This is a genomic window from Clavibacter vidaverae, from assembly GCF_047529985.1.
GTDB classification, from domain to species: Bacteria; Actinomycetota; Actinomycetes; order Actinomycetales; family Microbacteriaceae; genus Clavibacter; species Clavibacter nebraskensis_A.
Window position 1 is genome coordinate 1,189,541 of the sequence record NZ_JBLJAM010000001.1, and the last position, 24,432, is coordinate 1,213,972.

23 protein-coding genes and 1 tRNA gene are annotated in these 24,432 nt (G+C 74.5%); 2 read left to right on the forward strand and 22 right to left on the reverse strand.

Going from position 1 to position 24,432, the window contains the following annotated elements:
* Window positions 1–2: 2 nt before the first annotated feature.
* On the reverse strand, window positions 3–827 hold the full coding sequence (locus tag ACMT9T_RS05500; protein WP_414744599.1) for a ribokinase: 825 nt from the start codon (window positions 825–827) through the stop codon (window positions 3–5).
* 147 nt (window positions 828–974) lie between these two features.
* Here ACMT9T_RS05500 and ACMT9T_RS05505 point away from each other — a divergent pair, with 147 nt between their 5' ends.
* Complete coding sequence (locus ACMT9T_RS05505; RefSeq protein WP_414744600.1) at window positions 975–2,297, forward strand: MFS transporter; 1,323 nt, start codon at window positions 975–977, stop codon at window positions 2,295–2,297.
* On the opposite strand, the gene ACMT9T_RS05510 is transcribed toward ACMT9T_RS05505, so the two are convergent.
* The 8 genes from ACMT9T_RS05510 to ACMT9T_RS05545 all read right to left on the reverse strand — a co-directional run bounded on the left by ACMT9T_RS05510 (window position 2,260) and on the right by ACMT9T_RS05545 (window position 8,974).
* Entirely contained in the window at window positions 2,260–3,102 is an 843-nt protein-coding gene (locus ACMT9T_RS05510) for an ABC transporter permease (RefSeq protein WP_414744601.1), read from the reverse strand. The genes ACMT9T_RS05505 and ACMT9T_RS05510 overlap by 38 nt on opposite strands.
* Window positions 3,099–3,983 carry an ABC transporter permease gene (locus ACMT9T_RS05515; RefSeq protein ID WP_414744602.1) on the reverse strand — a complete coding sequence of 295 codons (885 nt, stop codon included), beginning with the start codon at window positions 3,981–3,983 and terminating at the stop codon, window positions 3,099–3,101. The genes ACMT9T_RS05510 and ACMT9T_RS05515 overlap by 4 nt, the downstream gene beginning before the upstream one ends.
* Window positions 3,980–4,906: an ABC transporter ATP-binding protein gene (locus ACMT9T_RS05520; RefSeq protein ID WP_063072062.1), complete on the reverse strand. Its 927-nt coding sequence runs from the start codon at window positions 4,904–4,906 to the stop codon at window positions 3,980–3,982. Before ACMT9T_RS05520 ends, ACMT9T_RS05515 begins: the two co-directional genes overlap by 4 nt.
* Window positions 4,907–4,977: 71 nt before the next feature.
* A complete protein-coding gene (locus ACMT9T_RS05525) occupies window positions 4,978–5,724 on the reverse strand; it encodes an ABC transporter permease (protein WP_414744603.1) in 747 nt (248 codons plus the stop codon).
* Window positions 5,721–6,482, reverse strand: coding sequence for a hypothetical protein (locus ACMT9T_RS05530; RefSeq protein WP_414744604.1), 762 nt, complete (start codon window positions 6,480–6,482; stop codon window positions 5,721–5,723). The genes ACMT9T_RS05525 and ACMT9T_RS05530 overlap by 4 nt, the downstream gene beginning before the upstream one ends.
* Window positions 6,479–7,219 carry an ABC transporter ATP-binding protein gene (locus ACMT9T_RS05535; RefSeq protein ID WP_414744605.1) on the reverse strand — a complete coding sequence of 247 codons (741 nt, stop codon included), beginning with the start codon at window positions 7,217–7,219 and terminating at the stop codon, window positions 6,479–6,481. The genes ACMT9T_RS05530 and ACMT9T_RS05535 overlap by 4 nt, the downstream gene beginning before the upstream one ends.
* Before the next feature lie 61 nt (window positions 7,220–7,280).
* Window positions 7,281–7,949, reverse strand: coding sequence for a response regulator transcription factor (locus ACMT9T_RS05540; RefSeq protein ID WP_414744606.1), 669 nt, complete (start codon window positions 7,947–7,949; stop codon window positions 7,281–7,283).
* Entirely contained in the window at window positions 7,946–8,974 is a 1,029-nt protein-coding gene (locus ACMT9T_RS05545; RefSeq protein WP_414744607.1) for a sensor histidine kinase, read from the reverse strand. Before ACMT9T_RS05545 ends, ACMT9T_RS05540 begins: the two co-directional genes overlap by 4 nt.
* Before the next feature lie 330 nt (window positions 8,975–9,304).
* Here ACMT9T_RS05545 and ACMT9T_RS05550 point away from each other — a divergent pair, with 330 nt between their 5' ends.
* Window positions 9,305–11,227 (forward strand): ABC transporter ATP-binding protein, encoded by a 1,923-nt coding sequence (locus tag ACMT9T_RS05550; RefSeq protein ID WP_414744608.1) that lies wholly within the window; start codon window positions 9,305–9,307, stop codon window positions 11,225–11,227.
* 3 nt (window positions 11,228–11,230) lie between these two features.
* Here ACMT9T_RS05550 and ACMT9T_RS05555 read toward each other — a convergent pair whose 3' ends face one another.
* The 13 genes from ACMT9T_RS05555 to ACMT9T_RS05615 all read right to left on the reverse strand — a co-directional run bounded on the left by ACMT9T_RS05555 (window position 11,231) and on the right by ACMT9T_RS05615 (window position 24,158).
* Complete coding sequence (locus ACMT9T_RS05555) at window positions 11,231–11,599, reverse strand: DUF2834 domain-containing protein (protein ID WP_414744609.1); 369 nt, start codon at window positions 11,597–11,599, stop codon at window positions 11,231–11,233.
* Between the two features lie 27 nt (window positions 11,600–11,626).
* Window positions 11,627–12,445, reverse strand: a complete 819-nt coding sequence (locus tag ACMT9T_RS05560; protein ID WP_414744610.1) for a TrmH family RNA methyltransferase — start codon at window positions 12,443–12,445, stop codon at window positions 11,627–11,629.
* Window positions 12,445–13,920: an NAD-dependent succinate-semialdehyde dehydrogenase gene (locus tag ACMT9T_RS05565; RefSeq protein WP_414744611.1), complete on the reverse strand. Its 1,476-nt coding sequence runs from the start codon at window positions 13,918–13,920 to the stop codon at window positions 12,445–12,447. Before ACMT9T_RS05565 ends, ACMT9T_RS05560 begins: the two co-directional genes overlap by 1 nt.
* 61 nt (window positions 13,921–13,981) lie before the next feature.
* The gene (locus ACMT9T_RS05570) at window positions 13,982–14,572 is read right to left on the reverse strand and encodes an isochorismatase family protein (protein ID WP_414744612.1); all 591 of its coding nucleotides are present in this window, start codon (window positions 14,570–14,572) and stop codon (window positions 13,982–13,984) included.
* Window positions 14,573–14,636: 64 nt separating this feature from the next.
* Window positions 14,637–16,121, reverse strand: coding sequence for a D-alanyl-D-alanine carboxypeptidase/D-alanyl-D-alanine endopeptidase (dacB, locus tag ACMT9T_RS05575; RefSeq protein WP_414744613.1), 1,485 nt, complete (start codon window positions 16,119–16,121; stop codon window positions 14,637–14,639).
* Between the two features lie 154 nt (window positions 16,122–16,275).
* A tRNA-Thr gene (locus ACMT9T_RS05580) sits at window positions 16,276–16,351 on the reverse strand.
* A 109-nt stretch (window positions 16,352–16,460) separates the two neighbouring features.
* Window positions 16,461–18,035 carry an alpha/beta hydrolase gene (locus ACMT9T_RS05585; protein ID WP_414744614.1) on the reverse strand — a complete coding sequence of 525 codons (1,575 nt, stop codon included), beginning with the start codon at window positions 18,033–18,035 and terminating at the stop codon, window positions 16,461–16,463.
* Window positions 18,035–19,264: a DNA polymerase III subunit delta' gene (locus ACMT9T_RS05590; RefSeq protein WP_414744615.1), complete on the reverse strand. Its 1,230-nt coding sequence runs from the start codon at window positions 19,262–19,264 to the stop codon at window positions 18,035–18,037. The genes ACMT9T_RS05585 and ACMT9T_RS05590 overlap by 1 nt, the downstream gene beginning before the upstream one ends.
* On the reverse strand, window positions 19,261–19,896 hold the full coding sequence (gene tmk, locus ACMT9T_RS05595) for a dTMP kinase (protein WP_414744616.1): 636 nt from the start codon (window positions 19,894–19,896) through the stop codon (window positions 19,261–19,263). The genes ACMT9T_RS05590 and tmk overlap by 4 nt, the downstream gene beginning before the upstream one ends.
* Window positions 19,893–22,874, reverse strand: coding sequence for a type I DNA topoisomerase (gene topA / locus ACMT9T_RS05600; RefSeq protein WP_414744617.1), 2,982 nt, complete (start codon window positions 22,872–22,874; stop codon window positions 19,893–19,895). The genes tmk and topA overlap by 4 nt, the downstream gene beginning before the upstream one ends.
* A gap of 336 nt (window positions 22,875–23,210) precedes the next feature.
* Window positions 23,211–23,570 (reverse strand): Rv3654c family TadE-like protein, encoded by a 360-nt coding sequence (locus ACMT9T_RS05605; protein ID WP_414744618.1) that lies wholly within the window; start codon window positions 23,568–23,570, stop codon window positions 23,211–23,213.
* Window positions 23,560–23,931 carry a TadE family type IV pilus minor pilin gene (locus ACMT9T_RS05610; protein ID WP_414744619.1) on the reverse strand — a complete coding sequence of 124 codons (372 nt, stop codon included), beginning with the start codon at window positions 23,929–23,931 and terminating at the stop codon, window positions 23,560–23,562. The genes ACMT9T_RS05605 and ACMT9T_RS05610 overlap by 11 nt, the downstream gene beginning before the upstream one ends.
* A 38-nt stretch (window positions 23,932–23,969) precedes the next feature.
* Window positions 23,970–24,158, reverse strand: coding sequence for a DUF4244 domain-containing protein (locus ACMT9T_RS05615; protein WP_414744620.1), 189 nt, complete (start codon window positions 24,156–24,158; stop codon window positions 23,970–23,972).
* Window positions 24,159–24,432: the final 274 nt, after the last annotated feature.

Below are 24,432 nucleotides of genomic sequence, written 5' to 3' on the forward strand. Positions count from 1 at the left end.
GATCAGCCGTCCGCGGGCTGCGCGCCCTGCCGCTGCACGACCACCGCGGCCGCGTCGGCCGCGACGACCAGGGCGCCCTCGCGGTCGGCGCCCGCGGCGAGCGCGGAGGCCAGCGCGCCGCAGAAGGCGTCGCCCGCGCCCGTGGTGTCGACGACGCGGGAGACCTTGGAGGCGGGGACCTCGACGTCGCCCCACATCGCGCCCTCGGCGCCCAGGGTGACGAGCAGGGACGCGGGCGCGGGCGTCCCCGACTCGCGGAGGAGGCCCGCCTCGTGCTCGTTGACGACCACGGGATCCGCGAGCGCCAGCACGTCGGCGGGCAGCTCCGCGAAGGGGGCGAGGTTGAGGACGACGCGGGCGCCGGCGGCGTGCGCGCGGCGGACCCCGTCGGCGATCGTGTCGAGGGGCAGCTCGAGCGAGGCCAGCAGGACGTCGCCCGCGGCGAGCGCGTCGAGCGAATCCAGGTGGGCGGCCTCCACGCGCGCGTTGGCGCCGGGCGCGACGATGATCGTGTTCTCGCCGTCGGCGTCCACCGCGATGATCGCGAGGCCCGTCGTGGCGCCCGCGACCGCGGCGAGCCCGGCCACGTCGATGCCGCGGTCGGCCAGGCGCGCGCGGTACGCGGATCCGTCGGCGTCGTCGCCCACGGCCCCCACCATCTGGACCTCGCCGCCCGCGTCCGCCGCGGCGACGGCCTGGTTCGCGCCCTTGCCGCCCCAGAGGCGCTCGGGGTCGGATCCCATCAGGGTCTCCCCCGGCTGCGGGTGCCGCGGGACGCGCACCACCTGGTCGACGTTGAGCGATCCGAGCACCACGACGCGGCCCATGGGCACCTGCCTCCCCCGGCACACGGCCGGCCGCGCCCGGGTGGCGCTCCCCGACAGGGTACCGAGCGGATCCGGCCCGACCGACCGCCCCGGCGTCCTTCCTGCCGCCCGCTACCGCGGGAGGGTCCGCACCGATCGGAGGACGCCATGCCCGGGACCGGCGACGACGCGCGCGCCTCGCGCCCGCCCCTGCTGATCTCCCGCTCGTTCACGCTCATCTGGATCGCGCAGGCGCTCTCCTCCTTCGGCGAGTACGTGCTCGCGGCGACCGTCACCGTGTGGCTCGCCACGGGCCTCGCGCCCGGGGATCCGGCCCTGCCGCTCTACATCGGCGCCGTCGTGGCCGCGACGAGCCTGCCGCGGCTCCTGCTCGCGCCGGTCGCGGGCGTGCTCGTCGACCGGTGGCCCGCCCGGCGCGTGATGGTCACGGCCGACCTCGTGCGCGCCGCCCTGCTCGTGCCCCTCCTGGTGATCGCGGTGACCGGGCCCGCGCCGCTCGTGATCGGCACGGTGATCGCGACCCAGATCCTCATCGGCTGCGCCTCGCAGCTCTTCGACCCCGCCCGCGCCGCCCTCGTGCAGGTGGTCGTCCCGGCCGACCGCCGCGCGGCCGCCGCGGGACGCACGCTGCTCGCGAGCACGGGCGTCGGGATCCTCTCGGCCATGTCGGGCCCAGCCGTGTACGCGGGTCTGGGGCCGGAACCGGCGCTCGTGATGGACATCGTGTCGTTCCTCGCGTCGGCGGCGCTGGTGCTCGCGGTGCGCGAGCGCGGGGCGGTGGCGGATGCCGACGCGACGGATGCGCATGGCGCCGTCGCCTCCGCGCGCGCCCGATTCCGCGCCGAGCTCGCCGCCGGGATCCGCGTCGTCCGGGCCTCGCCGCGCCTGCGGGTCCTCGTGGCCGGCCTCGCCGCGTACGGCGTGACCCTGGGCGTCAACAACGCGACCCTCGCCCTCGTCGCCCTCACCACGATGGGCCTGACGGCCGCGGAGTACGGCGTGGTCACGGCCATGTTCGCGGTCGGCGGCCTGATCGGATCCCTCACGGCGCCCGCGCTCGTCACCCGCGTCGGCCCCGAGCGCGCGCTCCCCGCCGCGCTCGTCGCCCTCGGCGTCACCTACGCGACCTACTCGACCGTGCGCGCGTTCCTGCCCGCCGCGATCCTCATGGGCGTCGCGGGCCTCGTCTTCGCGGTCTTCCTCGTCTCGCAGGGCCCGATCCTCCAGGCGGAGGCGCCCGTCGGCACGATGGGCCGGGTCTCGTCGCTCACGTCGACGGTGCTGGCGGGCTCGTCGCTCGTCGCGACCGTCGTCACGGCGCAGGCGCTCGCCCTCGTGCCGGTGGACGCGCAGCCCGTCGCCTACCCGGTCGCGATGGCCGCGGCCGCCGTCGTCATGGGCGCCGCCGGCCTCGCGCTCGTCGCCGGCGGCCTCAGTCGAGGAAGAGGACCCGCAGCCGCCGCGTCGTGAACACCAGGCCGATCGCCGTCATCACGGCGAAGTAGAGCACGTGGCCGAGCACCGCGATCGAGAGCGCGCCCGTCGTGAAGCCGCGCACGAGCTCCACCGCGTGCCAGAGCGGGAGCGCCTGGATGACCGTCTGGATCCACGCCGGGTACACCGACAGCGGGTAGAAGGTCGCGGAGAACAGGAACATGGGCAGCAGGATGAAGTTGATCCAGTCCATCTGCTGGAACGTCTTCATGTAGCTCGTCACCGCCATGCCGAAGCTCGCGAACGCCAGCGCGACGAGCACCACGGACGGCAGCGCGAGGATCGCCCACCACGACAGGTTGAGGCCGAGCACCTGCATCACGACGAGGAAGCCCGACGAGTAGACGACGCCGCGCAGCAGCGCCAGCGAGATCTCGCCGAACGCCACGTCGAGCGGCCCGAGCGAGGTCGCGAGCATGCCCTGGTACAGCTTCGAGTGGTTCATCTTGAAGAAGACGTTCCAGGTGGAGTCGTAGACGGCGCCGTTCATCGCCGAGACCGCGAGGAGCGCCGGCGCGATGTAGGCGGCGTACGGCACGGGCTGGCCGGTGCTCGTGGTCACGTCGCCGACGAGCGAGCCGAGGCCGATCCCCATCGCGAGCAGGTAGAAGACGGGCTCGAAGAAGCCGGAGAGGACGACGGTCCAGTTCGTGCTGCGGGTCGCGAGCAGTCCGCGGGAGAGCACCGAGCGGGCGTTGCCGGCGTAGAGCGCGCGCGGGCCGCCGCGGCTCCGACGGGCGGCCGGCGCGGGGGCGGGCGCGGGCATCGTGGATCCGGTCATGCGCGCAGCCTCCTCGTCGCGACGCGGCGCGAGAGGGTCCAGCCCACCGCGAGCCAGAGCAGCAGGTACGCGACGTGCACGACCGTGAGCCACAGCGGCTCCTGCATGCCGTAGGTGGCGACGCGGCCGAGCTCGGTGCCGTGCCAGAGCGGCGAGATCCAGCCGATCCACTGCAGCCAGACCGGGAACTGGGTGAGCGGGAAGAACGTGCCCGAGAACAGCGACAGCGGGGTGATGACGAAGCGCATCACCATGGCGATCTGGCCGGTGTCCTGCGTGAGGGTCGCGACGTAGGCCATGAGCATCACGCCGATGGCCATGCCCGTGAGCACCGCGGCGCCGATCGCGAGGAAGCCCGTGCCGAGCGGCACCGCGCCGAACAGGAGCATGAACCCGAAGTAGGCGATGCAGGTGGGCGCCATGCGGATCGCGACGCCGATGACCTGGCCGTCGACGATCTGCGCGGGGGTGAGCGGCGACGCGTTCATCGCCTGGAACACGGGGTTCCACTTGAAGCCGCCGAAGATCGGGTAGCTGAACTCCTCGCTGGCGACCGTCATGGCGCTCGTCGCGAGGAGCGCGGGCGCCACGAACACGAGGAAGCTGACGCCGAGGGCCTGGTTCGCGCCGGTCCCCTGGTCGACGACCGTGGCGAGGCCCACGCCGAGCGCGTAGAGGTAGACGTAGGGGCTCGCGATGCCGGTCGCGAGCGCGGTGCCGAGGTAGGCGCGGATCCCGAGCAGGCGGTGCTCGGCGGCGTACCAGCCGCCGAAGCGACGCGGGCGGAGGCCTCCCGCGACGGCGCGGGCGCGGTCGTCCCGGCCGGCGTCGGGCCCCTCGGCCGCGGATCCCCCGGCGGCGGCGCGGTCGACGACGCTCACTCGACCAGGCTCCGTCCCGTGAGGCGGAGGAACACGTCCTCGAGGCTCGAGCGGCGCACGAGCGTCGTGATGGGCTTCAGGCCCTGCTCGAGGATCCGGCTGAGCACGGCCTCGCCGTCGGACGCGTACACGAGAACGCGGTCGGGCAGCACCTCGACGCGGTCGCCGTACCCGGCGATCTCGCGGGACGCGGACTCGTTGCGGTCGGACCCGAAGCGCACCTCGAGCACCTCGCGGCTGGAGTGGTCGCGGATGAGGGACGCGGGCGAGCCCTCCGCCATGATCCGGCCCTCGTCGACCACGACGATCCGGTCGCACAGCTGCTCGGCCTCGTCCATGTAGTGCGTCGTGAGCACGAGCGTCGTGCCCTGCTCCTTGAGGCGGAAGAGGCGGTCCCAGAGGATGTGGCGGGCCTGCGGGTCGAGGCCCGTCGTGGGCTCGTCGAGCAGCAGGATCCGCGGGTCGCTGATGAGGGCGCGCGCGATGGTGAGGCGCCGCTTCATGCCGCCCGAGAGGTCGTCGACCTTGGCGCCCGCCCGGTCGCTCAGCTGCGCGAACTCGAGCAGCTCGTCGGCGCGCGCCGCGACCTGCTTGCGCGGCAGGCCGAAGTAGCGGCCGTAGACGATGAGGTTGTCCCGCGCCTTGAGCTCCAGGTCGAGGTTGTCGGCCTGCGGCACGACGCCCAGCTGCGAGCGGATCTCGGGGCCGTGCGTGTCGGGATCCAGCCCGAGGATGTCGAGCGTCCCGCCCGTGCGCGAGGAGACCGCGCCGATCATGCGCATGGTCGTGGACTTGCCGGCGCCGTTCGGGCCGAGCAGCCCGAAGGACTCGCCGGGCGCGACCTCGAACGAGAGGCCGTCGACGGCGACGTGGTCGCCGTACTTCTTCACGAGGCGGTCGGCGGTGATGACGGGGGTGGGCACGAGAAGCCAGCCTAGGGAGCGGGGCGGGTTTCCACCATGGGCGGGAATGCGCGCAGCGGTCGCCCGACGGCTCAGGCGTCGCGGCGCATCAGGGACAGCGCGGCCGCGGCCCCCAGCACCCCCGTCCACGCGAGCATGACCAGCGCGCCCGGCAGCGGATCGAGCAGCCCCACCCCGGGGTAGGCGGTGAGCAGCTGGATCCCGGCGAGGTCCGGCAGGTACCGCACCGCCGGCACGAGCCCGACGAGCGAGACCGTGAGCCCCAGGACGAGCGGCACCAGGATCACGAGCGGCAGCACGAGCGACCGCGTGAGCACGGTGACCGACGCGGCGATCAGGCCGATGAGCGCGAAGTTCACGACGACTCCGACGAGGTTCCCCGCCATCCCCGCGGTGAAGCCGGACGCGGGCGGGCCGTCGTCGTGGCGCGTCGCGTGCGCGAGGAGCACCGCCGCGCTCGTCCCGACGAGCGCCACGACGGCGGCGAGCGCCGCGACGACCACGGCCTTGGCCGCGAGCACGACGCCGCGGCGCGGGACGGCCAGCAGCGTGGACCGCAGCTGCCCGTCCACGTGCTCGGTGCCCGTGAGGAGGACGGCCGCGAGGATCACGAGCGGCTGCGCGAGGCCCGCCGCGGAGAAGCCGAGGGACTCCACCGGGACCGCACCCGCGGCGCCGGCCGCGGGATCCGCCGCGAGCGCCTGGACGACGGCGACGACGGGAGGGACCAGCACCGCGGCGAGTGCGGTCGCCTGCACGCTGCGGAGAGTGCGGGCCTTCGTGGCCTCCATGCGGATCGCCCGCCCGAGGGCGCTCACGCGTCCCGCCGCACGAAGACCACGAGCGCCACGCCGAGGAGCACGGCGGCCCACGCCGCCTGCACCACCCCGCCGACGGCCGGCGAGAGGTACGCACCCGCAGCCGGGTCGGAGTACATGGCCGCCCCGGCCGTGACCGGGAGGAAGCGCGCGCCCGCCCACGCTCCGGCGAGGAGGTCGCCGATGCCGACCACGAGCGGCAGCAGCAGGATCACCGGGAGGATCGCCGTCCTCGCCAGCGACCCGACCGCGAACGCCGTGAGCGCCGTGAGCACCCACGCGAGGGTCACGCCGCCGAGGTGCGCCCAGATGGCCGGCGTCAGCCGCCACGGGTCGACGTCCCCGCCCGAGGACGCGTGGGTGATGACGATGGCGCCCCACATCGTCAGGAACGCGACGATCGCGGTCACGACGGCCAGCAGAGCGGCCGACACGACGAACACGGGGACACGGCGCGGGGAGGCGAGCAGCGTGCTGCGGATCTGCCGTCCGGCACCGTGCTCCCCGCCCGCCCAGAGCGCCCCGAGCGCCACGATGAGCACGTAGCCGAAGCCCGCCATCTCGAACCCCTGGTACTCGGTCGGGATGGGGACGGAGGAGAACAGGCGCGGGTCGTCCGGCGCGATGTCGGCGCCGGACGCGGCGTTCGTCCACGCCATGGGCCAGGTGGCGAGGACGGCGACCGCCGCGAGGACCGGGATCGCCCGCAGCGTGCGCGCCTTCGTCAGCTCGGAGGCGGCCAGGCCCCGGACGCTCATGCGCGATCCCGGGACGCCACGCCGCCGGACCGGTGGTCGGCCCCGCCCTCGGTGAGGGCGAAGAAGGCGCTCTCGAGCGAGGGGAAGCCGGTCATGATCTCCGCGGACCCGCCCTGCGCGACCACGCGTCCGCGCGCGATGACGACGAAGTCGTCCGCGGTGCCCTCCATCTCGCTCATCAAGTGGCTGGACACGAGCACCGTGCGTCCCTCGTCGGCCATGCCGCGGAGGAACCGGCGGATCCACCGGATGCCGTCCGGGTCGAGGCCGTTGGTGGGCTCGTCCAGCACCAGGATCTCCGGGTCGCCGAGGAGCGCCGCCGCGATGCCGAGCCGCTGCCCCATGCCGAGGGAGAGGCTGCCGACGCGGGTCCGCCGCTCGCCGGGGAGGCCGACGACCTCGAGGACCTCGTCCACGCGGCGACGCGGGATCCCGTTGCTCTGCGCCATCCAGGTGAGGTGCGCGGCGACGGTGCGGCCCCGGTTCGCGCCCGGCCCGTCCAGCATCGCGCCGACCGTCCGCAGGGGATCGCGGATGGCGCGGTAGGGCACGCCGCCGATGAGCGCCGTGCCGGAGGTGGCGGAGTCGAGGCCGAGCAGCACGCGCATCGTCGAGCTCTTGCCGGCGCCGTTCGGCCCGAGCAGGCCGGTGACACGGCCGGGCCGCACGTCGAAGGAGACGTCGTCGACGTGCGTCCTGCCGCGGCGGCGCTTGACGAGGTGCGAGATCTGGATCATGGGCCCAGCCAATCGGCGCCGTGCCTCCCCGTCGTCATGCTGATGTCGACAGAACGCCGGATCAGCTGCCGACGATCCCCCACTCGTAGCCGAGGACCACCAGCTGCGCGCGATCCCGCGACCCGGTCTTGGAGAGCAGGCGGCTGACGTAGGTGCGGACCGTCGCGTGCGTCACGAACAGCTGCGCCGCGATCTCCTGGTTCGACCGCCCGCGGGCGATGAGCTCGAGCGTCATGCGCTCCCGGCGCGTCAACCGGTCCGACCGCGGATCCCGCGGGATCGGGGCGCGTCCCTCCCCCGTCGCCAGCCGCATGACGCGCGCCGTCACCTCCGGGGAGAGGAGCGCGTGCCCGGCGTTCACCAGGCGCACGGCGCGCACGAGCTCCGCGGGCGGCACGTTCTTGAGCAGGAAGCCGGACGCGCCGGCGCGGACGGCGCCCTCGACGTGCGCGTCCTCGTCGAACATCGTGAGGACGACGACGCGCGGACCGTCGGCCTGCTCGCGCAGACGCCGCGTGGCCTCGATCCCGTCGACGCCCGGCATGCGCACGTCCATGAGGACGACGTCGGGTCGCGTCTCGGCGACGACGCGGATGACGGCGGCTCCGTCGGCGGCCTCCCCCACGACGGCCATGTCCTGCTCGGCGTCGATGAGGATGCGGAAGGACGTGCGGAGCGGCTCCTGGTCGTCGGCGATGACGACGCGGACGGGGGCGGGAGGGACGGTCATGGGCGGGACCCGGGCTGACGCGGGGCGGTCGGACGCGGGATCACGGCCTCCACGTGCACTCCGGATCCCTCGGCGTCGCGGACGACGAGGGTGCCGCCGAGCGTCGCCAGGCGTTCCCGGACGCCCCGCAGGCCATCCCCCTCGGTCAGCGGAGCCCGTCCGCTGCCGTCGTCGCTGACGGACAGCCGCACCGCGCCGGCGTCCGCGCGCACCGCGACGGTGCACCGCGAGGCGCCGGAATGGCGGACCACGTTGGTCACGGCCTCGCGCACGACGCGGTGCACGGCGACGCGCTCCGGGCCCCGCAGGCCGTCGAGGTCACCGGTGTCGAGCGTGACGGAGACGCCCGCCTTCTCCACGGCCCGGGCGGTCTCGCGCAACCGGACGGCCAGGACCCCGTCGGGGAACGACTCCTCGGGACCGGCGCGCGTCGCGGACAGGAGGAGACCCAGCTCGGCGATGCCGGACCGCGCCGTCCGCTCCACCTCCGCCAGGGTCGAGCGCAGCGCGGCCGCGTCGAGCGTCGTCACGTGCGCGGCGACGCCCGCGCGCACCCCGATGGTCCCCAGCGAGTGGGAGAGCACGTCGTGGACGTCACGCCCGATCCGGGCACGCTCCACGAGCACGCCGTTCTCGACGGCCAGGTCCTCCGCGCGACGCGACGCGACGCCCGCCGCCTCGGCGGCGCCCAGCACGACGAGGCTGAGGAGCACGGTGCGGAGCCCGTCCTCGAACGCGGGGGCGGCGACGAGCGCGAGCAGTCCCACGACGACGACCGCTCCGGCCGCTCCCGTCCGCAGGCGCCTCGGCCTCCCCGAGGAGCGGGCGGCGGAGTGGAGCGCGATCGCCGCCAGCACGAACGGGTCCCCCGTCACCCCGAGGATCCACGCGGCCACGGTGGCCGCAGCGGCGACGGCGAAGGAGGCGCGGGGCAGGAGGTGCCGCAGCAGCACCCCCGAGGCGGCGGTCACCGCGAGCGCGACCTGCGCCGCGAGGAGCGCACCTCCGCCGCTCGGGACGGTCATCCAGAGCACGAGGACCACGAGGGCCGACCCACCGACGTCCGACGCCAGCCGGACCGCCGGACTCGACGCTGCCGATCCCTGCATGTGCGTCCTCCGGCTCGAGCGGTCCCCTGCCACTGTCCCACGCCCGTCCTCGGCGCGGCAGGCGACGCGCTCCCCGCGGGCAGGCCGCCCAGCGCCCGGGCGAGGGCGGACGCGCAGACATCGGCGCGTAGAGTCCTGGAGGCGGTGCGACACGCCCGATCCCGGGCTCCCGGCCTCGCCGACGACGCCCCCGCGGGAGACCGCGGCCGCCCGTCCCGATCTCGCCCACCCACCGGGAGACCACGCATGAGCACCGCCCGCCCCGAGTCCGCCGCCCCGCGCACCCGCTCCCGCACCCCGTTCGCGCGCCGCGACTCCGCGGACGACGGCCCCCGCGCGCGCTTCTCGGAGCTGCTGCCCTACATCCTCGAGCAGCGCGGGCTCATGGCCTTCGTCGTCGTGCTCAGCGTGCTCGGCGCGGCCGCGAGCCTCGCGCAGCCGCTCCTCGTGCAGCGCGTGGTGGGCGTCGTCCAGGAGGGCGGGGCGCTCGGCGCGCTCGTGTGGACGCTGGTCGGCCTCGTCGTCGTCTCGGGCCTGCTCTCCGGCTACCAGCACTACCTGCTGCAGCGCATGGGCGAGGGCATCGTGCTCTCGTCGCGCCGCACGCTCGTGCGCCGGATCCTCCGCCTCCCCATCTCCGAGTTCGACACCCGCCGCACCGGCGACCTCGTCTCCCGCGTGGGCTCCGACACCACGCTCCTGCGGGCCGTCCTCACGCAGGGCCTCGTCGAGGCGATCGGCGGCGCGGTCACGTTCCTCGGCGCCGTCATCGCGATGTTCATCATCGACCCCGTGCTCCTCGGCCTCACCGTGCTGGTCGTCGCGGTGTCGGTCGTCGCGGTCGTCGGCCTCTCCGGCCGGATCCGCGTCGCCAGCCAGCGCGCGCAGCGCAAGGTCGGCGACCTGGCCGCGAGCGTCGAGCGGGCCATCGGGGCGATCCGCACCGTCCGCGCCAGCAACGCCACCGACCGCGAGATCCGCACCATCGAGGCCGACGCCGAGGGCGCGTGGGAGATGGGCATCAAGGTCGCGAAGGCCTCGGCCGTCGTCGTGCCGATCGCCGGGATCGCGCTGCAGGCGTCGTTCCTCGTGGTCGTCGGCGTGGGCGGCTTCCGCGTCGCGTCGGGCGCCATCGCGGTCGGCGACCTGGTGGCGTTCATCCTGTTCCTCTTCCTCATGATCATGCCGCTCGGCCAGGCGTTCGGCGCCGTCACCGCGGTCAACCAGGCGCTCGGCGCGCTCGGCCGGATCCAGGAGATCGTCAAGTTGCCCGGCGAGACCGACGACGACGCCGGCCTCGCGGACCGCCTCCGCGACGACGCGCCGGCGACGACCGACCGCACCGACGCGCCCGCCGTCGAGCTCGTGGACGTGCGGTTCGCGTACCCCGTCGCGGCCGCGGCCGACGACCAGGACGGATCCGTCGCGAGCGCACCCGCCGACGTCGCCGACGTCGCCGGCGACGCCCCCGGCGCCGACCGCACGGGAGGCGGCGTCCTCCAGGGCGTCAGCTTCCGCGCCGAGCGGGGCACGCGGATCGCGCTCGTCGGGCCCTCGGGCGCGGGCAAGAGCACGATCCTCGCCCTCATCGAGCGCTTCTACGACCCGACGTCCGGCGTCGTGCGCGTCGGCGGCCGCGACATCCGCACGCTCGACCGCGAGGACCTCCGCCGCCAGATCGGCTACGTCGAGCAGGACGCGCCCGTGCTCGCGGGCACGCTGCGCGAGAACCTCACCCTCACCGCCTTCGACGCGACCGACGAGGACTGCGTCCAGGTGCTGCACGCCGTGAACCTCACCGAGGTGCTCGCGCGCAACGAGCTCGGCCTCGACGCGCCCGTCGGCGAGGACGGCATCATGCTCTCGGGCGGCGAGCGTCAGCGCCTCGCCATCGCGCGCACCCTGCTGTCCGCGCCGCCGATCCTGCTGCTCGACGAGTCGACGTCCAGCCTCGACGGCCTCAACGAGCAGCTGCTCCGCAAGGCCATCGACGCCGTCGCCGAGCACCGCACGCTCATCGTGATCGCGCACCGCCTCTCAACGGTCGTCGACAGCGACCTCATCGTCGTCGTCGAGAAGGGCCGCGTGGTCGGCACGGGCACGCACGCGGAGCTCGTCGTGTCGACGCCGCTCTACCGCGACCTCGCGAAGCACCAGCTGCTCGTGTAGCGCTCAGGTCGTCTCCGGGCGTCCCGCCGCGGCCAGGTGCATCTCCCGCGCCGCGAGGAACACCGGCAGCGCGACGGCGAACGCCACGAGCGGCGCGAGCAGCACGTAGATCCACACCCGCCGCATCCGCAGCCGCCGTCCCTCCACGATGATGAAGGTGACGCTCGCGACCGCCGCGATCAGCAGGTCCCACGAGAGCGACGAGACGGCCGGGCCGCCCGCGCCGAGGTCGGCGAGGAAGTCACGGCCCTCCGTCATGACGCGGATGTTCGCCGACCAGGTGAACACGAGGCCGGCCGCCGCGAGGACGAGGTACACGATGGCGAGGCGCGTGGGGCGGCGGCGGCGGCGGCGTGCGGATCGTGCGGGCATCGGGACCTCCTGGTGGCTGACGCCAGGCTAGGCGCTGGCCGCGGGCGCCGTGAGCGCGTACAGCGCGACCGCGCTGGCCGCCGCCACGTTGAGCGAGTCGATGCCGTGCGCCATCGGGATCCGGACGACCGTGTCCGCCGACCGGATCGCCTCCTCCGACAGTCCCGGCCCCTCCGAGCCGAGCACGATCGCGAGCCGCTCGTGCTCCTCGGCCGGGAAGCCGCGGAGCGATACGGCGTCGGGGGTCAGCGCGAGCGCGGCGACGTGGAAGCCCGCGTCCGCGAGCGCCGCCCGGGTCTCGGGCCACTCCCCCGTGCGCGTCCACGGGACCTGGAGCACCGTGCCCATGCTGACGCGGATGGCGCGGCGGTAGAACGGGTCCGTGCAGCGAGGCGTGACCAGCACGGCGTCCGCGCCGATCGCGCCGACCGAGCGGAAGATCGCGCCGACGTTCGTGGGATCCACGACGTCCTCCAGCACCACCACCCGCCGCGCGTCCGCCAGCAGCGACGCGACGGACGGCAGCGGCGGCCGGTCGAGCGACGCCACGACGCCGCGGTGCAGCACGTACCCCGTGAGCTCGGCGAGCAGCTCCCCGGGGCCGGTGAAGACGGGCACGTCGCGGTCGCCGACCAGCGCGAGCGCCTCGTCGACCGTGCCGCCGAGCGCGAGGACCGATCTCGGCGCGTGCCCGGCTCGGAGCGCCCGCTCGAGCACGAGCGCCGACTCGGCCAGGTAGATCCCGTGGCCCGCGCCCTCCGCCTTGCGGAGCGCGACGTCGGTGCGGTGGCTGTAGTCGGCGAGCCGCGGGTCCGCCAGGTCCTCGACGGGGACGACGTGCGCCACTACGACGCGAAGGGGTCGGGCGTGAGCGTGTACTTCGTGTTGAGGTACTCGTGGATCCCCTCGAGCCCGCCCTCGCGGCCGAGCCCGGACTGCTTGACCCCGCCGAACGGCGCCGCCGCGTTGGAGATGACGCCCATGTTGAGCCCGGTCATGCCGGTCTCGAGCCGCTCGATCATGCGCTGGCCCCGCGCGAGGTCGCGCGTGAACACGTAGGAGACGAGGCCGAACTCGGTGTCGTTGGCGAGGCGCACGGCGTCGTCCTCGTCGTCGAACGGCACGATGGCGACGACCGGCCCGAAGATCTCCTCGCGCAGGATGTCGCTGCCCAGGGCGACGCCCGTGACGAGCGTGGGCGGGTAGAAGTGCCCGGCGCCCTCGCGTCGCTCGCCGCCCGCGCGCACCCGGGCGCCGCGATCCACGGCGTCGCGCACGAGGCGGTCGGCCTTGTCGACCGCGCGGCCGTCGATGAGCGGGCCCACCGTCACGCCCTCCTCGGTGCCGCGCCCGATCCGCATGGCGTCGATGCGCTCCTGCAGCCGGTCCGCGAACGCGTCCGCGACGGAGGCCTGGACGATGAAGCGGTTGGCGGCCGTGCAGGCCTGGCCGACGTTGCGGAACTTCGCGGCCATGGCGCCGTCGACGGCCTTCTCGAGGTCCGCGTCGTCGAACACCACGAACGGCGCGTTGCCCCCGAGCTCGAGCGACACCCGCAGCACGTTCTCGGCCGCCTGCGCGCCGAGCTGGCGGCCGACGGGCGTGGATCCGGTGAAGCTCAGCTTGCGCAACCGCGGGTCGGCGATGAGGGGGCCGGTGACGCCCGCGGCGTCCGTCGTGGGGATCACGTTGAGCACGCCCGCGGGCAGCCCCGCCTCCGCGAGCAGCTCGGCGAACCGCAGCGTGGTGAGCGGCGTGAGGTCGGCCGGCTTGATGACGACGGTGCAGCCGGCGGCGAGCGCGGGCGCGATCTTGCGGGTCGCCATCGCGAGCGGGAAGTTCCACGGGGTGATGAGGAGCACCGGGCCGACCGGGTGCTGCGAGACGACCATGCGGCCGGTGCCCTCGGGGTTCACGCCGTAGCGGCCCGTGATGCGCACCGCCTCCTCGGAGAACCAGCGGAGGAACTCGCCGCCGTAGGTCACCTCGCCGAGCGACTCGGCGAGCGGCTTGCCCATCTCCAGCGTCATGAGGAGCGCGAACTCGTCCTTGCGCTCCTGCAGGAGGTCGAACGCGCGGCGCAGGATCTCGCCCCGGACGCGCGGCGCGGTCGCGGCCCACGCCGCCTGCGCCGCGACCGCCGCGTCGAGCGCCCGCACGCCGTCGGCCGGGCTCGCGTCGGCGACGCGCGCGATGGCCTCGTCGGTCGCCGGATCCCGCACGTCGAACGCGGCCCCGCCCTCGGCGTCCACCCGCTCGCCCCCGATGAGGAGGGTGGTGGGCGTGCCCGACAGGAGGTCGGTCTCGGTGGATGCGGTCATGCTGTCCTCGCTTCTTCCGTGCGGTGTCGTGCTCGTGCTCGTGCTCGTGGTCGCGTGGCCGTCAGTCGGCCGGCCCCTCGACGATCTCCGCCCCGGCGTCGCGGAGGCGGTCGAGGGCCGCGGTGCTCGTGGCCGGGGCGACGCCCGCGACGAGGTCGGCGAGGATCCGCACGCGCTTGCCCTGGTGCACCGCGTCGAGCGCCGACGCGAGCACGCAGTAGTCGGTCGCGAGGCCGACCACGTCGATGTCGGTGACGTCGTGCAGCACCAGCAGGTCCGCGAGCGGCACGCCGTCCTCCGTCGTGCCCTCGAAGATCGAGTAGGCGGGCGCGCCCTGGCCCTTGCGCAGGTGGAAGTCGACGGCGGTCACGTCGAGGTCGGGGTGGTACTCGGCACCGTGGGTGCCCTGCACGCAGTGCTCGGGCCAGGTGGTCGAGAAGTCGGGCACGGTGCCGGCCGGCGCGAAGTGACCGCCGTTGCCGCCGGTGGCCTCGTGCCAGTCGCGGGAGGCGAGGACGTGGTCGTAGCGGTACGGCTCCGCGGCGAGGAGCCGGGTGATCCCCCGCGCGACGTCGCCGCCGCCCTCGACGCCGAGCGCGCCGCCCTCCGTGAAGTCGTTCTGGACGTCGATGATGAAGAGTGCCCGCGTCATGCGCCGCTCCTTCCCCGGGCGTGGCCCGGTGCCGTGGGTCCCGCGGCCCGTGCCGGACCGCTCGTCACTCGTCCCCCAGGTCCGCGCCGCAGCGGTAGGTGCCCGCCGCGAGCGCGTCGAGGGCGATCTTCGCGTCCCCCGTCACGTTCCCGATGGCGTAGAACGCGAACGTGAGCTTCGTGCCGTCCGCCGCGTCGACGATGCCGGCGAGCGTGTAGCCCGTGTCGATCCAGCCGGTCTTGGCCACGACGTGCCCGCGGGCCACGGCGCTGTCGCCCGTGAACCGGCTGGCCAGGGTGCCGGTGCGGCCCGCGACGGGGAGCCCGTCGTGCAGGTAGCCGAGCGCCTGCTGCCGCTGGTCGACCTGGATCATCAGCTGGGCGAGCAGCGACGGCGGCACGCGGTTCTCGGGGCTGAGCCCCTGCCCGTCGACGATGGAGAGGGTGGACGTGTCGAGGCCGTAGGCCTGCAGCGCCTTCGGGATGCCCGTGGCGAGCGACTGCTGCGTGCTCCCCGCGCCCACCTGGATGCTCACGAGCCGCGCGAGCGACTCGGCGAGCACGTTGTCGGAGTTGATGAGCGCGGTCTGGATGAGCGACGAGACCGGCTGCGACTCGACCTTCCCGAGGACGGCCGCTCCCGCGGGGGCCTTCCCCTGGGTCACGTCGGCCGACCCGCCGAGCATGGAGCGGAAGGTGCTGCCGACGCGCGCCAGCGGATCCTCGCTGCGCGCCGACACGACGGCGCCCGGATCCGCGCGGTCGGCGTCGAGCTGCAGCGGCGTCATGAAGCTCGAGTACCCGGCCTTGCGCTCGCTGGCCGCCCACGACGGGATCCAGGTGTCGCCGGAGAAGAGCGAGGTGTCGAGCACGATGCGGGTGATGGGCGTGCCCGCCGTGGCGGGATCCGCGGCCCAGGCCGTGCGCACCTGCTGCGCGAGGTCGCTGAGGCGCGGTGCACCGGGGTAGACGGAGCTGCCCGAGGTGAGGCGGGAGAGCGTCGGGTCGCCGCCGCCGACCAGCACGACGGTGCCGGGCTCGGACCCGCGGACGACGGTGGTGGCGATGCGCCGGTCCGGGCCGAGCGCGGCGAGCGCCGCCGCCGACGTGATGACCTTCATGACGCTCGCCGTGCGCTCCGGAGTGCTGCCGTTCCGGTCGAACAGGACGCGACCCGTCGCGACGTCGCGCACCTGGCCCTCGAACGTGGCGAGGCGCGGATCCTTCGCGAGGGAGGAGATGGAGCACATGCGGAGGTCGCGCGCGGCGGCCGGGGCGGCGGGGGCGGGACGCGCGGGATCCGCGGTGGGGGTGGGGCTCGGCGTGGGCGACGGGTCGGCCGTGGCGGCGACGCTCGCCGATGCGCTGCCTGCGCGGCCCGTGAGCGCGCCCGCCCCGACGGCTCCGGCGGCGAGCAGGGCGACGGCGGCCACGGCGGCGGTCACGGTGCGGGCTCGGCGGCGGTCGACGCGGCGCGAGGTGCGGCGGGAGGGGGCCTGGTCCGTGCCGTCGGCGCACTCGTGCGGGGGGCCGTCGGCGGGGGATCGCATGGGGCCATGTTAGACGCCGTCCCCGAACGGAGGCCGGTCCGGCGGGGTGCGCGGGACGCGCGCGCACGAGGCGACCTGGGGAGGAGGCGACCCGGATCGGACGCACGGGTGGGCCGTCCGGATCGGGACCGGACGTGCGACGCGGGTGGCGTGTTGGAGCCGCCTGTCAGAATCGAACTGACGACCTTCTCATTACGAGTGAGATGCTCTACCGACTGAGCTAAGGCGGCCCGGCCCGGACTCAGCGAGTACCGGGCACGAGTAGAGAGCATACCGGATCCCGAGGGCCCTCCCGCACACGGGAGCCGCGCCGTCCGCTGCGCGCCCCTCCCCTCGGCGTCAACCGCAGCTGGTGCCGGCCGCCGGCGGATCCCCGCCGAGCAGGTACCCGTCGACCGCGGCCACGATGCAGGGGTCCCGCTCGTCGTAGGCGATGTGCCCCTCGCCCTCGTAGGTGAGGAGGACGCCCGAGGAGAGCTGCCCGGCGAGCGCCTGCGCCCAGGAGTACGGCGTGGCGGGGTCCCCCGTCGTGCCCACGACGACGATGGGCGCCGCGCCCTCCGCCGACACGGGCGCCGGGGCCTGGCGCGCCGCGTACGGCCACTCGCCGCACAGCGCGTCGGGCTCGCCGTCCCGCGCGGTGTCGTCGTCGGCCAGCTCGCCGCCCGCCGCCCGGATCTCGGCCGCCTCCCGGACGAGGACCGCCGGATCGCGCTCCACCGGGTAGTCGACGCACTGGATGGCGAGGAACGCCTCGTAGAAGTTGCCCGTGTACGTGCCGTCCGGGCTGCGGCCGAAGTAGGAGTCCGCGAGCGCGAACGCGGTGGCGGACTCGCCGCGCAGCGCCTCGGCGAACGCCGTCGTGAGCGCGGGCCACTGCCGCTCGCTGTAGAGGGCGGAGTCGATCGCGCTGCGCATGACCTGGCCGTCGAGCTCCCGCCCGTCGCGGGCGCGCAGCGGGCTCTGGTCGAGGCGCTCGAGGAGGGCGGCCGCGGTCTGCAGGCCCTCGTCGACGGACCCGCGGAACGGGCACCCCTCCCCCGCGAGGCAGGCCGCCATGTACGCCTCGAACGAGGTGCGGAAGCCCTGGGTCTGCGCGAGCACGACGTCGAACGAGCTGGCGGACGGATCCGTCGCGCCGTCGAGCACCATGCGCCCGACGTGCGCCGGGAAGTCCTGCGCGTACTGCGCGCCGATGCTCGTGCCGTACGAGTAGCCGAGGTAGTTGAGCTGCGGGTCGCCCACCAGGGCGCGCAGCATGTCGAGGTCGTGCACGGTGCTCTGCGTGTCGATGAACTCGAGCAGCGAGCCGGACCGCGCGGCGCACGACTGGGCGAACGACCTGGCCGCCTGCTCGAGCTCCTCGTCGTGCTGCGGCGTGCCCGGGGGCGCCTCCGTCTGGCCGTAGAGGAAGGAGTCGAGCTGGGCGTCGTCGACGCAGTCGACCGCGGTCGACGCGCCGACGCCGCGGGGATCCCAGCCGACCACGTCGTACGCGTCCTGCAGGTCGCGCGAGACGGCCTGGTCGACACTGGCCTTCACGAAGTCGACGCCGGACGCGCCGGGGCCGCCGGGGTTGACGAAGAGGGATCCGCGCGGGGCCCCCGATCCGCGCGCGGTGTGCCGTGTGAGGGCGAGCTGGATGTCGGTGGCGGGATCCGGCGCGGACCAGTCCAGCGGCGCGGTCACGCTGGCGCACTGGGCGCCGTCCTCGCACGGGGCCCACGTGATGGCCTGCTCGTAGTAGCCCGCGAGGTCGGGGGCGACCTCCTCGGTGGTGGGGCTCGAGGTGGAGCTCCGCGGCTCGGGCACGGGGATGAGGCCGCAGCCGCTGAGCGCGACCGCGGCGGCGAGGAGGACGGCGCCCAGCGCCCCGGAGCGGCGGAGCGCCGTCCTCCGAGTTGCCCGGCGCATCAGGCGACGCCCGCGGAGCGCGTGCGGGTGATGGACACGAGCATGGCCTCCAGGGCGAGCGCCGGGGAGACGTTGCCGTCGATCCGCCGCCGGGCGACGCCGACCGCGTCGAGGACCGCGAGCGAGGCCGCCGCGGACCCGGCCTCGGCCGCCTCGGCGATGCGCGGCGCGATGGCCTCGTTCACCTGCGGCAGGTCGGCGCGCAGCTGGTGCAGGAGGACGTCGCGGTGGAGGGACATGAGGTCGACGAGGATCCGGTCGATGCCGTCGCGGAGGCTCCGGGTGGCGCGCCGCTTCTGGTCCTCCTCGAGCTGGCGGATCTGCGACCGCAGCTGCGGCGGGATGGACCCGCCCTCCTGCACGCCGAGCGATCGCAGCGCGCGCTCCCGCTCGTCGGCGTCGCGCTGGACCGTGAAGGCCTTGGCGTCCTGGCCCGCGAGCTCGAGCATCGCGGCCGCGGCGCGCACGGCGTCGCCGACCGTGCGGATCCCGAGGGCGAGCTCGAGCGTGCGGCTGCGGCGCTCGCGCGCCTCGGCGTCCGTGGCGAGCCGGTGGGCCATGCCGATGTGGCTCTGCGCCTCGCGGGCCGCGCGCGTCGCGGTGGCCCCGTCGACGCCGTCGCGTCGCTGGATGAGCGCCGCCACGTCCTCCACGGACGGGATCCGCAGGCGGACGCTCCGCACGCGCGAGCGGATGGTGGGGATGAGGTCGGCCTCGCTGGGCGCGCAGAGGATCCAGATGGTGCGCTCCGGCGGCTCCTCGAGCGCCTTGAGCAGCAGGTTGGAGGTGCGCTCGGTCATGCGGTCCGCGTCCTCGACGACCATGACGCGGTAGCGGCCGACCGACGGGGAGTACTGGGACGACGTGACGAGCGCACGCACCTCGTCGATGGCGATGATGACCCGCTCCGTCGCGAGCACGCCGAGGTCGGGGTGGCTCCGGGCCGCGACCTGTCGTGCCGTCGCGGCGTCCCCCTCCGGCGTGCCGTCGCTGAGCAGCGCCGTGGCGAACGCGTAGGCCAGGTTCGAGCGGCCGGATCCGGGAGGACCGGTGATGAGCCAGGAGTGCGCGAGCGCGGTGCCGCTGGCGTCGCGGGCGGTGGCCCGCGGGCTGCTGGCCGCGGCGAGGAGCGCGACGGCCTCGGACTGGCCCGTGAGCTCGTCCCAGATGGCGCGGCCGTCCGGGCTCGCGGGCGTCGCCCGGGCCGGATCCGTCGCGGCGTCGCTCACGCGCGCGCCCCGGCCTCGAGGAGGGCGGCGGCCCGGGTGCGGATCACGCCGGCGATCTCCTCGCGGGGACGCCCGGCGTCGACGACGAGGAAGCGGTCGGGTTCGGCCTCGGCGAGCCCGAGGAACGCGTGGCGCACTCGCTCGTGGAACTCGCCGCGCTCCGCCTCGAGCCGGTCGAAGCGGGTGCGGGAGGCGTCGAGCCGGATCCGGGCCGCCGCCTGGTCGAGGTCGAGCAGGACGGTGAGGTCGGGGAGGAGACCCTCGGCCGCCCAGAGCGACAGCTCGCGGATCTCGCCGGCGTCGAGGACGCGCCCGGCGCCCTGGTAGGCGACGGACGAGTCGAGGTACCGGTCCTGGAGCACGACAGCACCGCGCCCGAGGGCGGGCCGGACGACCGTCTCGATGTGGTGCGCGCGATCAGCCGCGTAGAGAAGCGCCTCCGCGCGGGGGGCGATGTGCCCTCGACGGTGCAGCACGATCTCGCGGATCTCCGCCCCGAGCTCGCTGCCACCGGGCTCGCGGGTGACGACGACCTCGCGGCCCTGCCCCTCCAGCCACTCCCGGAGGAGCGCCGACTGCGTGGACTTCCCCACGCCGTCGCCGCCCTCCAGCGTGATGAAGACGCCGGTCACGTCGCGTCGGACGCCGTCGTCGCGGCGGCGGCCGCCTTGTTGGCGGCCCGCGTGGCGGCGGCCTTCGTGGCGGCGGCCGACCTGGCGGCCGTCGTCTTGGCCGTCGTGGCCTTGGCCGTGGTCGTCTTGGCGGCCGTCGTCGTGGCGGCCGTCGTCTTGGCGGCCGTCGTCTTCGCTGCGGCGGCGGCGCGCGGCTTCGCCGGGGCCTTCGCCTTCGCGGGCGCCTTGGCCTTCGCCTTGGCCGGGGCCTTCCCCTTGGGCTTCGCCGGTCCCTTGGCGCGCTTGTCGGCGAGGAGCTCGACGGCGCGGTCGAAGTCGATGTCCTCGACGGACTCGCTCTTCGGGATCGTGGCGTTGGTCTCGCCGTCGGTGACGTACGGGCCGAAGCGGCCGTCCTTGACCTTGATGCCCTTGCCGCTCACCGGGTCCGCGTCGAACTCCTTGAGCGCGCTCGACGGGCGGCGTGCGCCGTACTTCGGCTGCGCGAACACCTCGAGGGCGCCGGGGAGGTCGATCTCGAAGATCTGCTCCTCGCTCGTGAGCGACCGCGAGTCCGTGCCCTTCTTGAGGTACGGCCCGTACTTGCCGTTCTGCGCCGTGATGGGCGTCGACGTCTCGGGGTCCTCCCCCACGACGCGCGGGAGGTCGAGCAGCCGCAGCGCCGTCTCGAGGTCGACCGTCGCGAGGTCCATCGACTTGAAGATGGAGGCCGTGCGCGGCTTGACCGCTGCCGCCTTCTTCGCGGCGGGCTTCTTCGCGGGAGCCTTCTTCGCGGGCGCCGCCGTGGTGGTCGCGGGAGCGCTCTCGAGGACCTCGCCCGTCGCGGGATCGACGCCCTCGGCGGCGGCCGGCGCCTCCTCGGGCTCGGGGTCGAGCTCGGTGACGTAGGGCCCGTAGCGCCCGTCCTTGGCCACGATGCGCTTGCCGTTGTCGGGGTTGATGCCGATGACGCGGTCGGTGACGACCGGGGCGTCGATGAGCTCGCGCGCCTTGGCGGACGTCAGCTCGTCGGGCGCGAGGTCCTCGGGGAGGTTCACGCGGCGGGGCGTCGCGTCCTCCGCGGCCCCCTCCTCGTGCACCTCGAGGTAGGGCCCGTACTTGCCGATGCGGAGCGTGATGTCGTCCGCGATGCGCAGCGAGTTGATCTCCTTGGCGTCGATCTCGCCCAGGTTGTCGATGGTGGGACGCAGGCCCTTGTGGGCGTCGTTCCCGTAGTAGAAGCCCTTCAGCCAGTCGACGCGCTCGGCCGAGCCGTCCGCGATGCGGTCGAGGTCGTTCTCCATCCCGGCGGTGAAGTCGTACTGCACCAGCTCCGTGAAGAACTCCTCGAGCAGCCGGACCACGGAGAACGCGATCCAGTTCGGCACCAGCGCGGTGCCCCGCGGGGTGACGTAGCCGCGGTCGACGATGGTCGAGATGATGGCGGCGTACGTGGAGGGACGCCCGATGCCGAGCTCCTCGAGCGTCTTCACGAGGCTCGCCTCCGTGTAGCGCGGCGGCGGGCTCGTCTCATGGCCCTTCGCGTCGACGTCGACGAGGCGCAGGTCCTGGCCCTTCTTGAGGTCCGGCAGCTTCGCCTCGCGCGGCTCGGCGGCGCCGTGGCGCTCCTCGTCGCGGCTCTCCTCGTACGCGGCCAGGAAGCCGCGGAACGTGATGACCGTGCCCGAGGCAGCGAACTCGGCGACCTCGCCGGAGGCCGTGGGTCCCGCCGCGATGACGACCGAGGCGGTCGACCCCTTCGCGTCCGCCATCTGCGACGCGATGGTGCGCTTCCAGATCAGGTCGTACAGCTTGTGGTCGTTGCCGCGCAGCGTCGAGGCGAGCTGCTGCGGGGTGCGGAAGGTCTCCCCGGCGGGGCGGACGGCCTCGTGGGCCTCCTGCGCGTTCTTGCTCTTGCCTGCGTAGAGGCGCGGCTTGTCCGGGACGGTCTCGGGGCCGTAGAGCTCGGCCGCCTGCTTGCGGGCCGCGTTGATCGCCTGCTGCGAGAGCGAGGGCGAGTCGGTGCGCATGTAGGTGATGTAGCCGTTCTCGTACAGCGACTGCGCGACGCTCATGGTCTGCCGCGCGGAGAACCGGAGCTTGCGCGCCGCCTCCTGCTGCAGCGTCGACGTGGTGAACGGCGCCGCGGGACGACGCGTGTACGGCTTCGACTCGACGCTCTGCACCTTCAGCGGCACGGACGGGTCGCGCAGGGCCTCGGCGAGCGACTCCGCGGTGCTCGCGTCGAGCGGGCGGGAGTCGTTCTTGAGCGCGCCCTTGTCGTCGAAGTCGCGGCCCGTGGCGATCCGGGCGCCGTCGATCCGCACGAGGCGCGCGTCGAAGGGCAGCTCCTGCTCGAGCGGCGAGAGCGACGCGGTGAGGTCCCAGTACGTGGCGGTGACGAACGCCAGGCGCTCGCGCTCGCGGTCCACCACGAGGCGGGTCGCGGCGGACTGCACGCGACCGGCGGACAGGCCGGGGCCGACCTTGCGCCAGAGCACGGGCGACACCTCGTAGCCGTAGAGGCGGTCGAGGATGCGTCGCGTCTCCTGCGCGTCGACGAGGGCCGTGTCGATGTCGCGCGTGCTGTCGCGGGCGCGCTCGATGGCCTCCTTGGTGATCTCGTGGAACACCATCCGCTTGACCGGCACCTTCGGCTTCAGCACCTGCAGGAGGTGCCAGGCGATGGCCTCGCCCTCGCGGTCCTCATCCGTCGCGAGGAAGAGCTCGTCGGCGTCCTTGAGCGCCCGCTTGAGATCGGCGACCGTCTTCTTCTTCTGGTCGCTGACGACGTAGTACGGCTCGAAGCCGTTCTCGACGTCGACGGAGAACTTGCCGAGCGTGCCCTTCTTGAGCTCGGGCGGCAGGTTCTTCGGCTCGATGAGGTCGCGGATGTGGCCGACGGACGCCTGCACCTCGTATCCGCTGCCCAGGTACTGGGCGATCGTCTTGGCCTTGGCCGGCGACTCGACGATGACCAACTTCTTCGTGCCGGGCACGTGACTCCTTATATATGCGTTCATGGGGGCCGGTGTGCGGCCCGGTGTCCGGGAGGCGTGCCCGCTCGTATGCGCTCCGGGGCGATGTACGGCGGGGTCCCCGACAAGGCACACCATACACACGCGCACCGACCGGCCACCTAATCGCGGTGCCGCCCGGATGCGGCACGGCCTCGGCGTCCTGCGCCGCCCGCCGATGTCGCGACGTCGGGTCCCGGGTGGCCCTCGACCCGAGCGCCCGGGTCGCCTGCGGGGCCGATGTCGGGCGGGCGGCTGCGTCCTCCGGGCGCACGCGCGGTCGCGTCCGTGCGTGCATCCCGACGGGCGCGCCGCCGCTCATCCCGCCGGTGGATCCGGGGGCTGGCCGGCTCTCGCGCGGGCGGTCACCGGGACGCCGAGGGGCGCGTCCCGATCGGCGACCCGGACGGCCGCCGTCGTCCCGCTGACGTCGCAGCCGGTCAGCGATGCCCCGGCGGCGGCGACGACCTCCTCGGCCGCCGCGCAGGGCGTCCCCGTGGCGAAGCCCGCCGCGACGTCCGCGGCGGCGAGCGCGGCCGAGTCCGCCGCCCCCGCCACCGCGGCACGCTCGACGAACATCGTCGACGCGATCACCGTCGCGAGCGCCAGGGACGCGATCGCCCCGACGAGCCCGACCGCGAGCACGGTCCCCGATCCGGAGTCCGGCTCACCCCGCATCGGGGTCCTCCTGCCACGCGCAGCCGCGCGCCGAGACGTGCAAGCCCGCCGCGCCCGCCGGGCCGAAGCGGCTGGGCTCGGTGAGCTGGACGCACACGGCGTGCCCTGACCGGTCCACCGCCATGCTCGCGCCTCCCGCGGCACCCTCGATGCGCGCGGCCGCCGTGCTCGCGTCCTCCCCGCGACCGAGGCTCCGGGCCGCCTCGGCCGCCGCGGAGGTGAGCATGACCTGCTGCCCCACCGTCTGCATCGCGCCCAGGCACAGCCCGAGCACGAGGACGACCGCGGGCAGCACGACGGCGAGCTCCGCGGCGGCCGCTCCGGCGTCCGCCGACGGAGCCGCCTCCGGGCCGGCGCGCACCGACCCCGACGCGCCTCGCCGTGCGGGCTCGACCACGCTCACCGGTCGTAGGTGAGGGCGCGGCGCACGAGGTCGAGCAGCATCCCCCGCACCTCGTCGCTCTGCAGGATCACCACGAGGAGGCCGGCGAACGCGACCGCGGCCATGGTCGCGATGGCGTACTCGGCCGTGGCCGCGCCGCTGTCACCCGATCCGCGATGGACGAGCGCCCGGCGGACTGCCCGCACGGCCCGCACGGCACGAGGCGGCGCGATCCGGGACGGCACGGGGCGGACGCAGCTCACGGAGGCGACGCTCCCCCGCATGGGCGCTCGATCCCCGCATGACCCGGCCGACCCCTCGGGGATGGCCCGCGTCGCCGCCAGCGGCCAGACCGCGCGCCCCTCCGCCGCCACCTCGGCCCCGGACCGCGCAGGCGCCCTCCCGACCGATGACGCCCTCTCCACGCCTCGCCCGGCCATCGCGTCCGTACGCTCCTCGATCCGCTCCATGTCCTCGTCC

Coding starts and splice junctions, on each gene's coding strand:
- ACMT9T_RS05555 (WP_414744609.1), bottom strand. CDS start 11,599: ATGCCCGCACGATCCGCACGCCGCCGCCGCCGCCGCCCCACGCGCCTC.
- ACMT9T_RS05565 (WP_414744611.1), bottom strand. CDS start 13,920: ATGACCGCATCCACCGAGACCGACCTCCTGTCGGGCACGCCCACCACC.
- ACMT9T_RS05540 (WP_414744606.1), bottom strand. CDS start 7,949: ATGACCGTCCCTCCCGCCCCCGTCCGCGTCGTCATCGCCGACGACCAG.
- dacB (WP_414744613.1), bottom strand. CDS start 16,121: ATGCGATCCCCCGCCGACGGCCCCCCGCACGAGTGCGCCGACGGCACG.
- ACMT9T_RS05500 (WP_414744599.1), bottom strand. CDS start 827: ATGGGCCGCGTCGTGGTGCTCGGATCGCTCAACGTCGACCAGGTGGTG.
- ACMT9T_RS05505 (WP_414744600.1), top strand. CDS start 975: ATGCCCGGGACCGGCGACGACGCGCGCGCCTCGCGCCCGCCCCTGCTG.
- ACMT9T_RS05585 (WP_414744614.1), bottom strand. CDS start 18,035: ATGCGCCGGGCAACTCGGAGGACGGCGCTCCGCCGCTCCGGGGCGCTG.
- ACMT9T_RS05550 (WP_414744608.1), top strand. CDS start 9,305: ATGAGCACCGCCCGCCCCGAGTCCGCCGCCCCGCGCACCCGCTCCCGC.
- ACMT9T_RS05605 (WP_414744618.1), bottom strand. CDS start 23,570: ATGCGGGGTGAGCCGGACTCCGGATCGGGGACCGTGCTCGCGGTCGGG.
- ACMT9T_RS05570 (WP_414744612.1), bottom strand. CDS start 14,572: ATGACGCGGGCACTCTTCATCATCGACGTCCAGAACGACTTCACGGAG.
- ACMT9T_RS05535 (WP_414744605.1), bottom strand. CDS start 7,219: ATGATCCAGATCTCGCACCTCGTCAAGCGCCGCCGCGGCAGGACGCAC.
- ACMT9T_RS05530 (WP_414744604.1), bottom strand. CDS start 6,482: ATGAGCGTCCGGGGCCTGGCCGCCTCCGAGCTGACGAAGGCGCGCACG.
- ACMT9T_RS05510 (WP_414744601.1), bottom strand. CDS start 3,102: ATGACCGGATCCACGATGCCCGCGCCCGCCCCCGCGCCGGCCGCCCGT.
- ACMT9T_RS05545 (WP_414744607.1), bottom strand. CDS start 8,974: ATGACCGTCCCGAGCGGCGGAGGTGCGCTCCTCGCGGCGCAGGTCGCG.